Source organism: Brevibacillus sp. AG (assembly GCF_028369215.1).
GTDB lineage: Bacteria > Bacillota > Bacilli > Brevibacillales > Brevibacillaceae > Brevibacillus > Brevibacillus porteri.
This window is the reverse complement of the sequence record NZ_JAQMYO010000007.1, coordinates 152,058-170,266: the sequence shown is the minus strand read 5'-3', so window position 1 is coordinate 170,266 and position 18,209 is coordinate 152,058. Positions and strand designations below refer to the sequence as shown.

Annotated in this window: 14 protein-coding genes and 1 tRNA gene; 9 read left to right on the top strand and 6 right to left on the bottom strand. The window is 47.4% G+C overall.

The window, feature by feature from the left end; genetic code table 11:
• Positions 1-44 precede the first annotated feature (44 nt).
• From polA to POF51_RS19540, 5 genes are all read left to right on the top strand, one after another.
• Entirely contained in the window at positions 45-2,693 is a 2,649-nt protein-coding gene (gene polA / locus POF51_RS19560) for a DNA polymerase I (RefSeq protein ID WP_069846027.1), read from the top strand.
• A 49-nt stretch (positions 2,694-2,742) separates the two neighbouring features.
• Entirely contained in the window at positions 2,743-3,573 is an 831-nt protein-coding gene (gene mutM, locus POF51_RS19555) for a DNA-formamidopyrimidine glycosylase (RefSeq protein WP_069846024.1), read from the top strand.
• A gap of 52 nt (positions 3,574-3,625) precedes the next feature.
• Positions 3,626-4,234, top strand: coding sequence for a dephospho-CoA kinase (coaE, locus tag POF51_RS19550; RefSeq protein WP_069846022.1), 609 nt, complete (start codon positions 3,626-3,628; stop codon positions 4,232-4,234).
• The gene (locus POF51_RS19545) at positions 4,231-4,794 is read left to right on the top strand and encodes a lytic transglycosylase domain-containing protein (protein ID WP_069846019.1); all 564 of its coding nucleotides are present in this window, start codon (positions 4,231-4,233) and stop codon (positions 4,792-4,794) included. The genes coaE and POF51_RS19545 overlap by 4 nt, the downstream gene beginning before the upstream one ends.
• Positions 4,795-4,969: 175 nt before the next feature.
• Positions 4,970-6,016 (top strand): glyceraldehyde-3-phosphate dehydrogenase, encoded by a 1,047-nt coding sequence (locus POF51_RS19540; RefSeq protein WP_069846016.1) that lies wholly within the window; start codon positions 4,970-4,972, stop codon positions 6,014-6,016.
• Between the two features lie 61 nt (positions 6,017-6,077).
• Here POF51_RS19540 and POF51_RS19535 read toward each other — a convergent pair whose 3' ends face one another.
• Positions 6,078-7,211 (bottom strand): HD-GYP domain-containing protein, encoded by a 1,134-nt coding sequence (locus tag POF51_RS19535; RefSeq protein WP_069846013.1) that lies wholly within the window; start codon positions 7,209-7,211, stop codon positions 6,078-6,080.
• A 137-nt stretch (positions 7,212-7,348) separates the two neighbouring features.
• Between POF51_RS19535 and nrdR the strand changes: the two genes are divergently transcribed.
• The 3 genes from nrdR (at position 7,349) to dnaI (ending at position 10,368) form a co-directional block, all read left to right on the top strand.
• Positions 7,349-7,828, top strand: a complete 480-nt coding sequence (gene nrdR, locus POF51_RS19530; protein WP_069846011.1) for a transcriptional regulator NrdR — start codon at positions 7,349-7,351, stop codon at positions 7,826-7,828.
• 152 nt (positions 7,829-7,980) lie between these two features.
• A complete protein-coding gene (locus POF51_RS19525) occupies positions 7,981-9,420 on the top strand; it encodes a replication initiation and membrane attachment family protein (RefSeq protein WP_069846008.1) in 1,440 nt (479 codons plus the stop codon).
• A gap of 15 nt (positions 9,421-9,435) precedes the next feature.
• Positions 9,436-10,368: a primosomal protein DnaI gene (gene dnaI, locus POF51_RS19520; RefSeq protein WP_271755930.1), complete on the top strand. Its 933-nt coding sequence runs from the start codon at positions 9,436-9,438 to the stop codon at positions 10,366-10,368.
• On the opposite strand, the gene POF51_RS19515 is transcribed toward dnaI, so the two are convergent.
• On the bottom strand, positions 10,345-10,986 hold the full coding sequence (locus POF51_RS19515; RefSeq protein WP_069846004.1) for a YdcF family protein: 642 nt from the start codon (positions 10,984-10,986) through the stop codon (positions 10,345-10,347). The genes dnaI and POF51_RS19515 overlap by 24 nt on opposite strands.
• 183 nt (positions 10,987-11,169) lie before the next feature.
• Here POF51_RS19515 and POF51_RS19510 point away from each other — a divergent pair, with 183 nt between their 5' ends.
• Entirely contained in the window at positions 11,170-13,764 is a 2,595-nt protein-coding gene (locus POF51_RS19510) for an Ig-like domain-containing protein (protein WP_069846001.1), read from the top strand.
• Between the two features lie 144 nt (positions 13,765-13,908).
• On the opposite strand, the gene POF51_RS19505 is transcribed toward POF51_RS19510, so the two are convergent.
• The 4 genes from POF51_RS19505 to POF51_RS19490 all read right to left on the bottom strand — a co-directional run bounded on the left by POF51_RS19505 (position 13,909) and on the right by POF51_RS19490 (position 18,046).
• Positions 13,909-13,984 (bottom strand) — tRNA-Ala (locus tag POF51_RS19505).
• 167 nt (positions 13,985-14,151) lie between these two features.
• On the bottom strand, positions 14,152-15,261 hold the full coding sequence (locus POF51_RS19500) for an acyltransferase family protein (RefSeq protein ID WP_069845999.1): 1,110 nt from the start codon (positions 15,259-15,261) through the stop codon (positions 14,152-14,154).
• 354 nt (positions 15,262-15,615) lie between these two features.
• Complete coding sequence (locus POF51_RS19495; RefSeq protein WP_069845996.1) at positions 15,616-16,359, bottom strand: LytR/AlgR family response regulator transcription factor; 744 nt, start codon at positions 16,357-16,359, stop codon at positions 15,616-15,618.
• Positions 16,331-18,046, bottom strand: a complete 1,716-nt coding sequence (locus POF51_RS19490) for a LytS/YhcK type 5TM receptor domain-containing protein (RefSeq protein ID WP_069845994.1) — start codon at positions 18,044-18,046, stop codon at positions 16,331-16,333. Before POF51_RS19490 ends, POF51_RS19495 begins: the two co-directional genes overlap by 29 nt.
• Positions 18,047-18,209 lie beyond the last annotated feature (163 nt).

Genomic DNA, 18,209 nt, shown 5'->3' with positions numbered 1-18,209 from the left:
TACGATTAAAGATAGTAGTTTTGTAACGAGAGGGGTCGAATTCCTTGAGTCATTTTGTGTTGATTGATGGAAACAGTGTTGCGAACCGGGCGTTTTATGCGCTCCCTTTATTGTCCACATCGGCAGGACTGCATACGAACGCAGTGCTGGGCTTTACGACTATGCTGTTAAAAGTGTTGGAGGAAATGAAGCCAACGCATATCATGGTTGCTTTTGACGCGGGAAAAGTCGTGTTTCGCCATAGCGAGTATGCTGAGTACAAAGGGGGACGCAGTAAAACTCCGCCGGAGCTGTCTGAACAGTTTCCATTGATTCGGGAGCTGTTGGATGCCTTCTCAATCAAACGCTTCGAGCTGGAAGGCTACGAGGCGGATGACATTATCGGTACGTTGACGAAGCAGGCAGATGGGCAAGCTTGGAAAACGACTGTCATTACCGGAGACAAAGATATGCTGCAGCTCGTGTCTGAGCATGTATCCGTCGCTTTGACGCGCAAGGGAGTCAGCGAAATCGAGCTGTACACTCCGCAAGAAATTCACGAAAAGTACGGCCTTAAGCCGCTGCAAATAATTGATCTGAAAGGCTTGATGGGTGATTCATCTGACAACATTCCAGGTGTCCCTGGTGTCGGGGAGAAAACAGCGCTGAAGCTGCTGCACGAATACGGCTCTGTCGAGCAAGTACTGGAAAACATCGATAAAGTCTCGGGAAAAAAGCTGCAAGAGAACCTGCGTGAGAATGTAGACAAGGCGAACATGAGTAAAGCCTTGGCAACCATTTTGCGTGAAGCGCCTGTGGAGCTGGATGTGCAAGAGACTGGCTATGAAGGTTATGATGGTGTACCGCTAAGCGAGTTCTTTAAAAAGATGGAGTTCAAATCGCTGCTGTCCAAGATCAAAGTGGCACAGCCAGCAGATGGAAGCGGACAAGCAGACGCCAAGCCGTTTTCGTTTGAGATGATTTCAGAGGAAAACAAAGCGGCGTACGAGTCCAAGCTGACGTCACCAATGGCTCTTTACATCGAAATGGACGGGGAAAACTATCATCATGCGCCATTCCTCGGAATTGGACTTGCTGCGGAAGATACGGTGATGTTCGTTCCGTGGGACGTAGCTAAGGAATGGAAGGCACTCTGTGAGTGGCTGGCTGATTCCGCGAAGGAGAAGTGGGTATTTGACGGCAAGCGAGACACGGTTGGACTCGCCTGGCATGATTTGGCGATAAAAGGCATCAGCTTTGATGTGTACCTCGCCTCTTACCTGCTGAATGCGACTGAGAGCAACCCGACATTGGATAGCATAGCGGCACAATACGCACAAACACGGGTATTGTCAGATGAAGAGGTGTACGGTAAGGGTGCCAAACGTCTTGTTCCTGAAATGGACGTGCTGAGCGAGCATGTAGCGCATAAAGCGGCCGCAATCTGGCAGAGTGTGCCTGTATTGCGCGAGCAGCTGGCGGAGAACGAAATGGAAAAGCTGCTCGGTGAATTGGAAGCTCCGCTGAGTATGGTACTGGCTCTCATGGAAAAGCAAGGCATAAAGGTAAACAGTGAACGCCTTGTGCAAATGGGGGAAGACTTGGACAAAAAGCTCGCGGGTCTGACAGATCAGATTTACGAGCTGGCGGGTGGGGCATTCAACATCAACTCGCCGAAGCAATTGGGTGAAATTTTGTTTGATCGCTTATCTCTGCCTGTATTGAAAAAGACCAAAACAGGTCCTTCTACCAGTGCAGATGTATTGGAGAAGCTGGCTCCTTATCATCCGATCATCGATGCGATCCTGACCTTCCGTCAGCTCGGCAAGCTCCGCTCTACGTATATTGAGGGCTTGACCAAGGAAATCCATACGAAGACGAGCAAGGTGCATACACTTTACAACCAAGCGACTACAGCTACAGGGCGCCTGTCCAGTACGGATCCGAATCTGCAAAATATCCCGATCCGCATGGAAGAAGGACGCAAGATTCGCGAGGCGTTTATCCCGTCGGAGGATGGCTGGTACATGCTGGCGGCTGACTATTCCCAGATTGAGCTGCGGATTTTGGCCCACATTTCGCAAGACGAAAACTTGATTGATGCCTTCCAAAAGGGAATGGATATTCATACCCGCACTGCCATGGACGTATTTGGTGTGAGTGAGGAAGAAGTGACCTCGCTGATGCGTCGTCAGGCCAAAGCGGTCAACTTTGGGATCGTATACGGCATCAGCGACTACGGTCTGTCGCAAAACCTCAATATTACCCGCAAAGAAGCTGGGGACTTTATTGAGCGCTACTTCGCTGTCTTCTCCGGTGTGAAGCGCTGGATGGACGAGATTGTCCAACAGGCGAAGGTAGATGGCTATGTGACAACCTTGTTGAACCGCCGCCGCTACCTGCCTGATATTCGCAGCAGCAACTTTAACCTGCGTTCGTTTGCCGAGCGTACTGCGATGAATACGCCGATCCAGGGTACTGCTGCCGATGTGATCAAGCTGGCGATGATTCGCATGCAGGAGGCAATCGAGGAGAAAGGTCTCGCTAGCCGCATGCTTTTGCAGGTGCACGATGAACTTGTATTTGAAGTCCCAGAAAATGAGCTTGAGGTCATGCGCAAGCTGGTGCCAGAAGTGATGGAGAGTGCACTGTCACTCAATGTGCCACTCAAGGTGGACGTCAGTGATGGACGTACTTGGTACGATGCGAAGTAGGCATGCCTAGACAATAAAACATGGATAGACAGCGAGAGGAGGAGGGCATATGCCAGAATTGCCGGAGGTAGAAACCGTCGTACGGACTCTGCGAGGCTTGGTCATGGGAAAAACGATTGAGAGAGTAAGTGTTCATTTGGCGCGTATTGTGCGTCAGCCAGATGATGTGGAAGCTTTCAAATCTCTCTTGGTGGGACAAACCATCCAGGATATCCAACGGCGGGCAAAATTCATTCAGTTTTTCTTAAACGAGGATGTGCTCGTGTCCCATCTGCGGATGGAAGGGCGCTATGGCGTGTATCAAGCGGATGATCCCGTTGAGAAGCATACCCATGTCGTCTTCCATTTTACGGACGGAACGGAGCTGCGTTATCGAGATGTTCGCCAATTCGGGACGATGGATCTATTCCCTAAGGGGAAGGAAACAACCGTCGGACCTTTGGCAAAACTGGGAGTAGAACCGCTAGATAAGAGTTTTACTCCTGAAGTTTTGGGGAAATTGGTAAAAGGACGGTCAACAAAAATTAAGCCACTTCTCCTAAACCAGGAATGTATTGTAGGGCTGGGGAATATCTATGTGGACGAGTCACTCTTTAAAGCAGGCATTCATCCGGAGAAACCAGCAGGAATGCTGACAGATAAAGAAGTTATCCGACTGCACGAAAGCATCGTCTCTACCTTGCAAGAAGCGGTAGAACAAGGTGGTAGCTCCATCAAGTCGTATGTGAACGGACAGGGCGAGATGGGAATGTTCCAACAGTCTCTATTAGTTTATGGACGAAAAGATGAGGCATGTACGAAGTGCGGGGCCGAAATCATTCGGTTTGTAGTCGGCGGCAGAGGGACGCATATTTGCCCGGACTGCCAAAAGAACCAGTAACCTCGAGAAGTTTTTCACAATGCAGTTATAACAGTTCGACCAAGGGAGGAGGATGGGCATGATACTAGGGTTAACAGGCGGAATTGCCACTGGGAAAAGCACGGTGACAGGTATGCTTCGAGAGCGCGGAATTCCTGTCATTGACGCTGACCAAATCGCCAGAGAGGTCGTAGAACCAGGTAAAGTAGCCTATGAAGCGATCGTGCGCCATTTTGGAAGAGAAATCCTATTGGAAGATGGTCAAATTGATCGGAAAAAACTAGGTGAGATCGTGTTTTCGGACGAGTCCGAGCGTCAAAAGCTGAACGCCATCGTCCATCCCGAGGTACGCCGCGTTATGCGGGAAGAGGCCGAAGCAGCGGAAGCGAATGGAGCCGAGATCGTCTTTATGGACATTCCTCTGCTGTATGAGAGCAAGCTTACGCATATGGTAGAAAAAATCGTGGTCGTCTATGCGCCCTACGAGATGCAATTGGCGAGAATGCTGGAGCGCGACGAATTGGAAGAAGAACAAGCACGAAAAAGACTGCGGGCGCAGTTTCCCATTGATCAGAAGAAGCAAGGCGCAGACTTTTTGATCGATAATTCTGGTTCGCGTGAAGAAACCGAGCGTCAAGTGGAGGCCGTATTGGCCGCGATTCGATCGGAGCGTCAATCATGAGTTTTGGCAAACGTGCAGCATTGATCTTGCTCGTTTTGGCGAGTGTATTTCTGCTGCTAAACACGCCATTGGTGTGGAAATGGATGTACCCGATCAAATATGAGCAACAGATTGTGACGGCTGCACTGAAATATGAGGTGGACCCTCATTTGGTACTGGCCGTCATTCGTTCCGAGAGTGGGTTTGCAACAGATCGCGTTTCGAAAAAAGGTGCCGTCGGGCTCATGCAAATCATGCCGGAAACAGCGCAGTGGATCGTCAAGGAGGCGGGCTTCCGTCCAAAGGACAGTCAATACTTGTACGACACTGTCATGAACATCGAGATTGGGACATGGTATCTCGATTTTTTGCTGTCCCGCTATGATGGGGATATTGTCAAAGTCATTGCAGCCTACAACGCTGGTCCGGGGAAAGTAAACGGATGGCTCGCGAGTGAGCAATGGAACGGAACTCGAGAGACGATTGAGGACATTCCATATGGGGAGACTCGTCAATATGTCCAGCGAGTGCTCTATTATCATGATCGTTACAAAAATATATACGACTTTCAATTACGTTAAAAGTCATGAAAAGCCGCTTCTCTTATGGATAAGAGAGCGGCTTTTTCCTCTTTTTTTGGGTAGGGTAAATCGTCCAAATATTTATTTTTCAGTAAAACACATTGATAATTGTGTCATACTTATTATAATAAAAGTATCAGATAAGCGTAACTCAATTCGGAAGGGGTTTCTATATATGACAATTAAAATCGGTATTAATGGTTTCGGACGTATTGGCCGCATGGTATTCCGCCGCGCTATCCAGGACCCCAACATTGAAATCGTTGCAATCAACGCCAGCTATCCAGCGGAGACGCTTGCACATTTGTTGAAATATGACACGATCCACGGACGCCTGCAAAATAAAGTGGAAGTCCAAGACAACAAGATTATCGTAGATGGAAAAGCAACAGTTGTCCTGTCTGACCGTGATCCGCTGAAGCTGCCTTGGGGTGACCTCGGAGTAGAGATCGTCGTAGAAGCTACAGGCAAGTTCAACAATCGCGAAGGCGCTGGCAAGCATCTGCAAAGCGGTGCGAAAAAAGTTGTGATTACAGCACCAGCGAAAGAAGAAGACGTTACGATCGTGATGGGTGTAAACGAAGGTATCTACGACCACGCCAATCACCACATTATCTCCAATGCGTCTTGCACGACCAACTGTCTCGCACCTGTGGCAAAAGTGCTCAACGATGCATTCGGTATCGAACAAGGTCTCATGACTACCATTCACTCGTTTACAAACGATCAGGTGAATCTCGACAATCCGCATAAAGACCTGCGTCGTGCACGTGCAGCTAGCGAGTCCATCATTCCAACGACTACCGGAGCTGCTCGTGCAGTAGGTAAGGTTCTGCCAGAATTGAATGGCAAGCTGAATGGATTTTCACTTCGCGTACCTACTCCAAACGTTTCCGTAGTGGATTTGGTAATCAATACGAAGAAGCCTGTTACATTGGACGAAGTAAACCGTGTCCTGCGTGAAGCGAGCGAAGGCAGCATGAAAGGCTACCTCGAGTTCTGCGACGAGCCGCTCGTATCCAGCGATTTCAATGGTAACGATCACTCCTCGATCATCGACGGTCTGTCTACGATGGTAATGGGAGACAATCAGGTGAAAGTGATTGCTTGGTACGATAACGAGTGGGGCTACTCCTGCCGTGTCGTAGATCTGGTTCGCCACGTTTCCGAGCAGAACAATCAAGCTGCAACAAAAGAAGCAGCTGCTGTGGGTGTAAAATAAGTAGCATAAACAAAACCCCTTTGCCGATTTTCGAGCAAAGGGGTTTTTCGTTGCTTCGTATTTACGATGAGGTAGAAGATTCATCTAATGAGTTCACGTTAAACAGATCATCATCTTCAAAGCTGACAATAAACAGTCGGATGTTCGCCTTGAGATCGAGGTCATAAGGGCTTGGGACGTCGTTTCCTCGACCGTCTTTTAGCACACGTACAGTAGGGCGATGCGAATAATCCGGATCAACCCGACTCACTACCCCGACTTCTCCGGTATTCAAAACGACGCTGCTTCCAATCGGGAAGATAGCAATGTGCTTGATAAAGGCATTGACTAGATGGTGTTCGAACAGCGTACCGCCAGCGCCTAGCAGGTACTCGACAGCATCCTGTGGCATGTACCGCTTGCGCCATGGACGTGGGGAAGTCAATGAGTCATAAATATCACAGAGACCGACGATTTGCGCAAATTCGTGAATTTGCTTGCCAGATAATCCCTGTGGATAACCACTTCCATTTAGTCGTTCATGGTGTTGCAAGCAGACATGTGCTGACATAAGCGAGATATCATGCTGCTTTCGCAACAAATTAAAGCCAAGCATCGTGTGCTGTTTGGCGATTTCCTTCTCTTCGTCCGTCCAACGCTCTGTTTTTTGTAACAGCTCTTCAGGCAGGCTCACTTTGCCGATATCGTGCAGCATGGCGCCTACCCCTAGGTTTATGAGCTGTGTGCGATTGTAGCCCAGAGACATGCCTACAGCAGTCGCCAGCACGGCCACATTCACGGAGTGATGGTATAAGGATGGCGAATGAGAAGAGATTGTCGTCAAATGTCCAACCATTTGCTTGTTTTGCATCAGGTCGTCCAATATTGAACTAAAGGCACGCTGAAAATGAAGGCCCATTTCTTTTAAGGAAATTTTCCGGGCCAGCTTGTTTGAGTTTGTAATTTGTTTGATCGTCTTCTCGATGGCTTCCACAGCTACTTGCCTGGTTTGTGGGCGAATCACTTCTTCTACAACGATGTCATTGGTACGGGGATCATCGATATACACCGAATCGACACCAGTTCGCTCTAATCCGGATATCAGTCGTTCCGTTAAGAGCATACCGGTTCCAAGCAGCACCTTTCCATCTTCTGTGAAGACCGTACGTCCCAATTTCATTCCAGGCTGTAGGTGCCTTAAAGATACTAAACGCATGACTATCCCTCCAACAGTACCATAATTGTACTCCATTCGACTTATGCTTTAAATAGGTACAAGGATTGACTTGACTTCTGACAGGAATATGAGGGACACTGTAGACAAGTATTGTCAGTATTGGAGTTGATTCTGATATGCGTTGTCCATTTTGCGAATATAATGGGACTAGAGTCCTGGATTCACGTCCTTTCAATCATAATAAATCCATTCGTCGTCGCCGTGAGTGCGAAGCCTGCGAGCGCCGTTTTACTACCTTTGAAATGGTAGAAGAATCACCTTTGTTAATTGTGAAAAAGGACGGAACACGCGAGGAATTCAGTCGTGACAAGATATTGCGCGGGTTGGTGCGCGCTTGCGAAAAACGCCCCGTACCGTTGGAAGTGCTTGAAAATGTAGTGAACGACATTGAAAAAGAATTGCGCAGCTGCGGGCAAGCGGAGATCCCAAGCAATGACGTTGGGGAGAAGGTCATGGAGCGTTTATACCATGTCGATGAGGTTGCCTATGTACGTTTCGCCTCTGTATATCGCCAATTCAAAGATATCAATGTATTTATGAAAGAGCTGGAGGAGCTATTGGCTCAAGCGCGAAATAGCTCGTTTCCAAAAGAATAGATAGCTTTTTCTATCAGACTCGCAACTTCTCTCTCACGCTCTTGCGGCCGATCCGCCAGGGCTTCTTTGGCTTTCCAGCTGATTTTTCCGCGAATGAATGGGTAGTCGTGCTATAATAAAAGAATCGAATTTTGTCAGGAAGGAAAGATCTGATGCGTCGTTTAGTTTGGAACGAATTGTTGCCGAAGGATCGTTATCTGGTGCGGATGGCAAGACCGATTGGCTTTGCCGAAATGGGCTTTGTTACGCAGCTATACTTGCCGATCATCGGTGTCGAATCGTACGCTCTCTACCAACTGCTCGTCCATGGCGTGCAGGAGGTGAGCGGAGCCTCCTCGGAGGGGACCCATCGCAGTTTGATGCTGACGACTTCGCTTTCTCTGGATCGGCTATTGGATGCGCGTGAACGTCTGGAGGCAATCGGGCTAGTCGAGGTGCGCCGCAGGGAAAATCAGCAGCGTGACTATTATTACGAGTATTTGATCAAACCGCCGCTTAGTCCGGCAGAGTTTTTTGCAGACTATGTACTGTCGTTGATGTTGTTAAACAAAATCGAAAACGTTCGCTATTCGCAACTGCGCCAGCATTATGCAGATACGCTTGGCAGTCAGTTGGATCAAGAATACTCCATCGTGGAAAACGTCACCAAAGACTTTCATGATGTATTCCAGTCGTTGAAACCATCGGAGCTGGAAGTGAAAAAAGGATCGGAGCGGGATCAGTTTTTAACCGAGATGGACACTAGTTTCCCGCAAGCGCCGATGAAATCTGGCTACGAGGCACAGGTCAACCATTCGTTGAGTGTATCGTCCTTGCGCCTGTACTTGCCCGATAATGCCGACTCGGTCAAAGTTTTGGAAGGCAAGAGCATGGAGCTGTTGTTCTCGTTGTGCCATTTCTATCAGCTGGACAGTTGGGGGATGGGGCAGGAGCTGCGTGATTGGACGCTGTACAAATCGGATCGGAGTTTGGACGGAGAAGTTTTACGCAAGCGTCTGGTGCAACGCTACACGGAAGACAAGCTATACCGAACTGCGCCTGCAACTGACACGGCAGAGGATGACTTTGGACCGGGGCGCTTACCTGAGCCTGGCAGCGAAGCCTTTATCCGTGCTTGTCGCCAGTTATCTCCGGTGACCCTGTTGGAAAAGGTCGTTGGTGGCAGAATCAGCAAGGTGTTTTTGGAACGGGCTGAAACGCTTGTATTTGCGGATGGGATGCAGCCGGAAGTCGTCAATGCCCTGCTGCTCCATACGTTAGCCAGCATGCAAATGGAGCTGCCAAAAGCGTACATGGAGACGATTCGTGACAGCTGGAAAGCCAAGCGGATCGCGACAGTTGACGAGGCAGTCAAGCAGATCCTCGAGCGTGCGGATCAACGGGCACAAACAGCTGAGAAGGCAAAAGCAGGCAAGAAGGAATCTGCTCCTGTCAGACGGAACGGTAGAGCTATCTTGCAGGACAAGCTGCCAGCATCTGTCGAGTGGCAGTTGTCTCAGGAGAAAACCACATCGGACGCTGAAAAGAAACAGTCCATTCAGGATTTTCCAGACTTGCAGAAAAGACTGGAAACCTTGCGAAAACGGAAATAAGGAGTGTGAGGGAACGTGGAATCTATCAGTGAGTTCATGCAAGAGCTCGCCAAACGAACACCGCGTCAGTTGCTGACACCGGATCAGCAGTTAGATAAAATGTTCCGTTCGTCCGCGTATTTAAAAGCATTTCAACAAGAGCATCCCGAATTGAATCGGGACGACTACCTCCGCTCGCTCTCCAACATTTATACGGCAGTCAAGGAGCAGTATTGGTGTGAGCGTTGTCCGGGTCTTGGCGAGTGCCCGAATTTGGTCAAGGGGCATAGCACTCAATTGGAGCTGGCTCACCATCATATTATCAGCTCGATGACGCCCTGTTCCAAGCAATTGTCGCATGAGGAAGAGGTTCGCCGCCGTCGACTGATGCGCAGCTACTATGTTTCCGAAGAGACCTTGAACGCGAGCTTTGAGGGCTTGGTCATTGACTCCGGGAATTTGGCTACCGTAGACGCTGCGATTCAGTTCTGTGAAAAAGTTGGAACAGGCGAGCGGGTAAAAGGGCTTTATCTGCACGGTCCGTTTGGGGTTGGAAAAAGCTACATCATGGGAGCAATCGGTCGCGAGCTCTCGGAGCGCAATGTCGCTTCCTTGCTGGTTTATGTGCCTGACTTTATCCGGGAGATGAAGGATTCCATCTCGGATCAATCGTACGCGGGGAAGCTGGAGCTGCTGAAAGAAGTGCCTGTACTGATCCTCGATGATATCGGCGCGGAAAACCTGACGCCATGGGTTCGGGACGAGATTTTGGGGGTTATCTTGAATCAGCGGGCAAACAACCATTTGCCTACGCTGTTTACTTCAAACTACGCGCTGAATGAACTGCAAGAGCATTTGTCTATCTCCAACGGAAATCGGATTGAACAAACAAAAGCGGCTCGCATCATGGAGCGAATCCGCCATTTTGTCGATGTGTATGAAATTTTACGCGAGAACCACCGTTCCTAGCACTTGTGTCCAGAGGCGAGAGAGCTCCCAATCCGTGAGTGCGAGTACTTCTCTCGCCTTATGATACGGTCCAAAAAGGACGTGTGACGTCGTCCCGACAGGCGAGGCGACAATTCCCAGTGAATCAGCCATGATCATTGCACGGGCCAAATGATAGTCGTGGCTGATGATCAGGGCGTCTTGTATATGATGTTCCTCCAAGACCTGCTGGCCGTACAGCAGGTTTTCGTATGTACTGGTGGACTTGCTTTCTAGCAAAATGTCCTCTTCTGGAATTCCCTTGGCAACCAAGTAATTTCTGCTCACAGCAGCTTCCGTGATCGTTTTGCCTTCACCAAGGCCGCCTGTGACCAACAGCTTCGATACATAGCCTTCTTCATACAAAGTCGCGGCCTGCTCCAGGCGTTCGCGCAGACCAGGACTAGGCCCCTCACCCCATACTGCTGCACCGAGGACAATGCCGACGGTTGCGTGCCGGGCGTTGGCTCCCTCAATCGTCTGTTCGATGCGGTACCAGTTATAGCCCGACCATAGTAGACCGAGCAGCATGACAATCCCCAACACTATCCGTATCCCGCGCCAGCACGGACGCTGTGCGTTTATCGTTCGATTTTTCATTCTTCGAAATCTCCTTCATAGTCGCTCTCTTAACTTTAGACGTTTGAAATGCGGTCTAGTTACAAAGTTTGACATATGCTTGACACGAAAAACTAGTAAATTGTTTCTTGCTCTTTACCGATATAGTAATGGTGGAATGGTTTCGAAGAACAGCAAATTTCATACTTGCGAGGGAGGCTAGCAATGTTCTGGAAAAAAACGATGCTCTTGTTTCTGGCCGTCCTGCTATTAGTGGGGACTGGAAACGCAGGGGTAGGATTGGCTGCCGATGAAATCAGCCGACTTGTTCTGTCCAAGAACGAGGTAACATTGGAAAATGGAGATTCTACCAAGCTGACGGCTACCGCTGTTTACGTGAGCGGAAAAACGGAAGACGTCACCGTCAAGACAGAATGGACCACGCAAAATGCGGATGTAGCCTCTGTATATGCGGGGCAGATTACAGCCAAATCGGTAGGGAAATCTACCGTAACAGCTACGTACATGGGTAAGCCTGTTGTAGTGGGTGTAACCGTAACGAAAAAGGTAAAGGCACTGACGACAGAAGATCAAACGTTGAACGTACGGATCGGCAACACGGAAAACGTAAAGCTGACAGCTGTATACAGCGATGGGACAACAGAAGACGTAACGACTCAAGCAGACTGGTCCATCGATAATCCAGCGATTGCGACTGTAGTCAACGGTGCAATCAAAGGTTTGAATTCAGGAACTGGTACCGTGACAGCGAAGTTTGGCAGCCAGACGACAACGATCTCTGTTAATGTCGAGATCGCCCACAGATTGGAGCCCAACAAAAACCAGGTTTCACTCTTGCTGAACGGCGAAGAAACAATCAAGCTCAAGGCCATTTTCCCGGATGGAAGTGTAACGGAGGATGTCTCCGACAAGGCTGAATGGTCTTCAGACAATACGGCTGTAGCCGATGCGCTCAAAGGCACGATCAAGGCTTATGGCGCAGGTACAGCAACTATTACTGCGAAGTATGGAACCAAAACAGCGACGATCAAAGTCGATGTGGATACAACGCAAAAGCTAGAACTCAACAAGCAAAACATTTTCATGAATGTGGGCAAGGAAGAAGACATCGAGCTGAAAGCAACTTATGCCAATGGCGGCGGTTCCACAGTGGTGAACGATAAGGCCGAATGGTCCTCCGATCGAGAGGACGTTGCGTACTACAGCAACGGGAAAATCCATGCGGTGAAGTCCGGTGAAGCCGTGATTACTGCCAAGTACGGAAACAAATCCGTACAGGTACGTGTAGATGTAGAAGTACCTCGTTCCATATATATCACTCCAGCTTTCCTGACGATGAAAAGCGGATCAACGAAAGACGTAGTTGTAAACGCATCTTTCGCAAACGGAACAAGTGAAGATATCACTTCAAAAGTAGAGTGGTCTTCGGATAATCAAGATGTCGTATTTGCAAGCGGCAAGACCGTATCCGCCTACAAGGCTGGAACGGCGAATGTAACCGCTAAATACGGCGGAAAAACAGCGACACTGGTTGTCGATGTAGATGTACCGCAAAACTTGTCCGCAGATACCACGACAGTAGCGATCCCAGTGGGCGGCGCGAAGCAAGTGAAGGTAACGGCTTCGTATCCAGATGGAAGCTCTCCTGCTGAAGATGTCACACAAAAAGTCGTTTGGTCATCCAGTGCTCCTAACGTAGCAAGCGTGCGTCAAGGCTTGATCACTGGGGTGTCAACAGGTGCAGCGACCGTGACAGCTACATACGGATCACGTACAGTGAACATTTCCGTATCTGTTGGCGTCATGCAGACATTGACGGTAGACAAGAAAAAGATCGTGCTTGGCAATGGCAAGTCCGAAACCGTTAAGCTGACGGCAGCTTACGCAGATGGAACGACCAAGGATGTAACAGATACAGCGACATGGAGCACAGCTTCTGCTGCTGTAGCAGAGGTAATGAACGGGAAGATCACAGCGACTGGAGCAGGGAAAACGACTGTAACAGGTACCTTCGATGGCAAATCGGTTACGATTGCAGTAGAAGTAGACCAAGCGACGAATCTCTCCGTTGATCCTCGACTGCTGATCCTGAACGTCAACGAATCAAAAGAGATCAAGCTGAACGCAACAGACTCCGCTGGCAATTCGGACAATGTGACCAGCGATGCAGAATGGTCCTCGTCCTCGGTTAAAGTAGCGGATGTGGTAAACGGCCGCGTAACAGGTCTCTCAAACGGACGTGCGACGATCACTGCGAAATACGGCGGCAAATCGATCAGCATCCCAGTAGAAGTCGGAATCGTGAGCAAGCTGGAAGCAAACAAGCGCTTTGTATCTACGAAGTCGAACAGCAACGTACAAGTAACCTTGACCGCTACCTTCTCCGATGGCCGCACAATGGATGTTACCTCCATGGCTGACTGGAAGACGAGCAACTACAAGGTAGCAGACGTAACCAAAGGCCTCATTACAGGACGTACCTATGGAAAAGCAACGATTACAGCTAGATACAACGACAAGAGCGTATCCATCCCAGTCGATGTTGATACATTGAAATACTTGAAGACAGATGTCGTCCAGCTCGTGATGAGCAAGGGCGAAGTGAAACAAGTGAACGTCATCGCTACGTATGCAGATGGCTCTGAGCAAAATGTCACCAAGCCAGCTCTCTGGACCACATCTCGTCTGTTGGTAGCCGATGTGAAGGACGGCGTCATCAAGGCGACGGGTTCTGGTAAAGCGACGATTTATGTACAATACGGTGGGAAGAAGACACCGATTGTGGTGACGGTGAGATAGTAGATTGATAGGGAAAAGAGGGAAGCCAACCGGTGGAGATCGGTTGGCTTTTTTCGTGGTTTTTTTCAGCAGGGACGGGGATTTATCAAGTTTGTGAAAATAAAAAAAGTCACCTTGTATAAGTGACTTGTGCGTTCTATATTATGGTGGAGCCAAGGGGGATCGAACCCCTGACCTCTTGACTGCCAGTCAAGCACTCTCCCAGCTGAGCTATGGCCCCATGAATGTCTAAATACTAACATATGCTGGATAGATAGTCAATAATAAATATTTACTAATGAGTATATGGAGTCTACTGACCAGCAATTCTTTCATATAATTGGTAGTATAATCGCATGTGGGGCGCATTTTAATCGGTTCCTAAATAGATAAGGAACCGATTAAATATTACCCCTTTTTTTGGAATTTTATTGTCCTTTGCTTTGCCCATTTTATACATTTCTTTTCAATAAAATGATACGAAACGATAGAAAACAATATTGTCGTTGTAACACATAAGAGGAACAGCAAAGAGATTGGAATCTTTGCATACAAAAGTTTAAATAGTACCATCATGATTGGAAAATGGCATAAATAGATACTATATGAAATTTCCCCTACGTATACAAATACACTCTTATTTAAAATTGCTTTTACTTTTAGGTTACTCATAGCCATTATAATAAGTATACTAACACCAATTACAACGCCCCAATCTTTTAATAGAAAATAGGTATCACTACGAGAAATAAACAAAATTCCAGTTGAGTATAAATATAGAATGACTCCTAATGTGATAAGAAGTCTTCTTTTCCATTTTTTCATATTTCTATATAAACGGACAAGTTCTTCGTGATGCTTAAAAAGTAACATTCCGACCATAAACATAGATGTGAAATGCAGTGTATCAGCATACCCATTATAAAATCCCTCAGCTTTTCCAATATGCAATATATTAAGGAAAATACTAATGAAAGAAAAGCTCATGGCAAACAGTATCGTTTTCTTCCAACTTTGTTTATAAAAAAGAAGGAATAACAAAGGAAACACGATAGATATACGCATTTCTTGAGCCAATGACCAGATAACCGGATTGTAATTATCTGTAAAAAAGTTATTAAGAAGCACAAGGTGATTGATAATATCTAATGTTGTTATAGGTCCTTGCCACTTATCATAGAACCAATCTCGTAGTCCCGTAACTTCATATGGCGAAAACAAAATAAATAAAGCAAAGGTGATGAATATCCAGACATAATAAGGGATATAAATTCTTACAAATCGCTTAATTAAATATCCCCAATAATTTGTTTTTGAATGATAAATGGCCATAGATAAGACAAAACCACTGAGTACATAAAAAATGATTACAGCTTCTCCACCAGCCCATAAAAATCTAAGGGGTGAAAATTTAATAGAATCAGGCAAGGATGGTATCATTAAACAAAAATGTCCTATCACCACTGTAATAGCCGCCAAACCTCGTATTGAATCTAATTCTTTAATTCTATTACTCATAGATGACTCTCCTTGTAAATTTTGCTGTTGATAAATGTCACTATACTAGTAGGGTGGCATACTTATGTGTATCTTCTGAAGGGGATTTTGATATTTAGGGATAAATCATACAATCATAATAGAAAGATAAAAGAAACTTTATTTAAAGATTCTTTAAAAATTTCATTTCAAATTTATTACGATTTATAGCATAGATAAACATATTTACGTGTTAGTAACTGCTTTCCTTGACTTGTAGGATGGGGACGGATTGGGGACGAGCTTCACTCGGAACCTCAAAAACTCACTCGGACGAAAACGGATGCGAACAAGAAAAACCCTTGATATTCAAGGGTTTTTAAGAATGGCTTGTATTCACAAATTCATCAAACTGCGAAACGCTTTTATTTTCCCTCTGCTTACGGGAATATCCGTCTGGCTGTCGTCGTTCATCTTGATCAAGTACGTGTTGTTGAACCAAGGGATGATTTCTTTGATATGCTTCACGTTCAAAATAAAGTTTCGATGACTTCTAAAGAAAAAGCGGGATCGGTTCAAAATCTCCTCCAGCTCATTTAAGGACAAGTCGCACTTGTCGATACTCTCTTTTGTCGCAACATATAAATCTTTCTCCCGTACAAACGCAAAATAAATCTGTCCTACAGGGATCGGGATGATCTTGTTGGCCTTCCGGATGCAAACATGCTCTTCCATCGGGGGAACCGTCGCGTTACGGTCATTTATGGCCGATCGGTTCCTCAGTGTCCTCACTTTTTGGATCACATCGTCTAATTTCGATTCCATGATCGGTTTGGTCAAATACCCCACAGCCAGCGTGGAAAAGGCCTCCAGAGCGTGTTCATGATAGGCAGTCGAAAAAACGATCAATGGGGGAAAGGACATCTGATTCAATGTTTTGGCAAATTCAAGCCCATTCATCCCAGGCATCTGAATATCAAGCATAAGCAAATCAGGCTTGGAATTGATAATATGAGGCAATGCTTCAAGCGGATTGGTATAGATTGCGTCCACCTGAATATCGATATATTTTTTCAGCAAATATTCCAATTCGGAACAAATGGCTGGCTCGTCATCGATGATGATCGTTTTCAGGAGCATCTGGATGCACTTCCTTTTCAAATACGGATAACGGAGCGACAAAGGATACGACTGTTCCCAAACCAGGCTGGCTGTGAATCGTGAGGCCATATTTTTTGCCATAGATCGATTGCAGCCGTGAATGGACATTGACAAGGCCGATCCCTGTCGATTGGCTGTTCCAGATATCGGCCAAACGCTCTTCACTGATTCCAACTCCATTGTCTTCAATACTGATTTTCACTTCATGGTCGTACGGTTCCACTCGGATCGTGAGCAGACAGTCGCTAATTTTTGGGAAAAGTCCATGGTGAATGGCATTTTCCACGATCGGCTGCAAAGTCAGGACAGGCAATTTGCGGGTCAGCAGAGATTCGTCGATCTCCATGTTCACCTTTAAACGGTTGCTAAATCTGACCTTCTCGATTTCCAAATACGACTTGATTCCGTCGAGTTCTTCCTGCAAGCTGTGATGATTTCCCTTGCTTTTCAAATTGCGCCTGAAAATGTCACTTAAATGACCGATCAAGTTTCTCGCCTGATCAGGGTCTGTACGACAATAGGACATAATCGTCCCCAAGGTGTTGAACAGAAAATGCGGATTGATTTGTGCTTGCAGGGCGCTCACTTCAGCCTGCTTCCGCATTGTCGCTTGATGCTCGATCTCTGCCAGTTCAATTTGGACCGACAGCAGCTTAGCGAGGCCGTCCACTAACTTCTCGTTGGTCTGGGACGTCTTGGAGGAAGAGGTTTTATAGTAGAATTGCAACGTCCCGATTTTCTGGTTTTGATGATACAACGACGCGGCACTGATCGATTTTAGGCGAGGCGGACGCGGAAGAGCAAAATCTTTGTCGCACCATACCCCTGTAGGGTGGGTCAAAACAGCCTCCGCTACTTGTGCGCACAGCGTCTCTTTCTGCAAATGATTCTCCAGCTCGTGGCCTTTTGCACTGAGCAGCTTTTCGCGGTCGGTAATAGCGACTGCATCCACCCTGGCCATTTCACGGATCAGTTCAGCGGTTTTTTTCGCAGAATGTTCATTTAGCCCCGTCCGCAGATGAGGCAACGTCTGGCTTGCAATCGACAAGGCCAGGTCTGCCCCCAATGCGCCGGACTGGTCTTGCATCATTTTGAGATTTTGGAAAACGCGAGTGAAGAGGAGCAGTCCTGCAATGGTCATAATGGTGGTCGGGATCGCGATTTTTACTTCCAGTTCGAGTGCCGCAGAAAAAGGCTTGGCCATGAGAAGCACCAAAACTTTTTGAATGAGCTCGGCTGCAACGCCAATTAGTACGATATGCTGCCATTTCAGACGCAGCATATTCATTTTCGTACTGACGATCCCGGCCAAGTAGCCGTTCATTACGGTCGAGATGGCACAGGCGAATGCGGTAAATCCGCCTATCGAATAGCGATGAATACCTCCAATAAGGCCAGCAAAAAAACCGACGACAGGCCCCCCGATCAACCCGCCCGCGACGGCACCGACAATGCGCGTATTGGCGAGTGCGTCATCGACCCGTAGCCCGTTCTCCGTTCCGATTACCGACAGGAACCCGAACAGCGTAGAGAGGATCAAGATCCGCATCCAGTTATTTTTCCCGTACATGATGTTCCGAAAGTAATCCAGTTGGCCGATGATAAGGGCGATGACTGCGATTACAGAGATGTTTTCAAGCAGTCCCAGAAGCATAGTGATTGTCATAACAGCCGCCTCCCTATGGAAAAGGGTAGCCCGATCCGGTCGAAAAATCAATGTAACTCAACTGGGTTTTTCGGCAGCTCGGATGCCGTTTTTGCACATCTAGAAGTATTCAATAGATTCTAGCAAAACAAATAACTTAGAATAAAAACAGTTCTTCGAGAAT

Excerpts from the sequence above, each read along its gene's own strand:
- mutM (WP_069846024.1), top strand. The coding sequence starts at position 2,743 with ATGCCAGAATTGCCGGAGGTAGAAACCGTCGTACGGACTCTGCGAGGC.
- coaE (WP_069846022.1), top strand. The coding sequence starts at position 3,626 with ATGGGCATGATACTAGGGTTAACAGGCGGAATTGCCACTGGGAAAAGC.
- POF51_RS19545 (WP_069846019.1), top strand. The coding sequence starts at position 4,231 with ATGAGTTTTGGCAAACGTGCAGCATTGATCTTGCTCGTTTTGGCGAGT.
- POF51_RS19540 (WP_069846016.1), top strand. The coding sequence starts at position 4,970 with ATGACAATTAAAATCGGTATTAATGGTTTCGGACGTATTGGCCGCATG.
- POF51_RS19535 (WP_069846013.1), bottom strand. The coding sequence starts at position 7,211 with ATGCGTTTAGTATCTTTAAGGCACCTACAGCCTGGAATGAAATTGGGA.
- nrdR (WP_069846011.1), top strand. The coding sequence starts at position 7,349 with ATGCGTTGTCCATTTTGCGAATATAATGGGACTAGAGTCCTGGATTCA.
- POF51_RS19525 (WP_069846008.1), top strand. The coding sequence starts at position 7,981 with ATGCGTCGTTTAGTTTGGAACGAATTGTTGCCGAAGGATCGTTATCTG.
- POF51_RS19515 (WP_069846004.1), bottom strand. The coding sequence starts at position 10,986 with ATGAAAAATCGAACGATAAACGCACAGCGTCCGTGCTGGCGCGGGATA.
- POF51_RS19510 (WP_069846001.1), top strand. The coding sequence starts at position 11,170 with ATGTTCTGGAAAAAAACGATGCTCTTGTTTCTGGCCGTCCTGCTATTA.
- POF51_RS19500 (WP_069845999.1), bottom strand. The coding sequence starts at position 15,261 with ATGAGTAATAGAATTAAAGAATTAGATTCAATACGAGGTTTGGCGGCT.
- POF51_RS19495 (WP_069845996.1), bottom strand. The coding sequence starts at position 16,359 with ATGCTCCTGAAAACGATCATCATCGATGACGAGCCAGCCATTTGTTCC.
- POF51_RS19490 (WP_069845994.1), bottom strand. The coding sequence starts at position 18,046 with ATGACAATCACTATGCTTCTGGGACTGCTTGAAAACATCTCTGTAATC.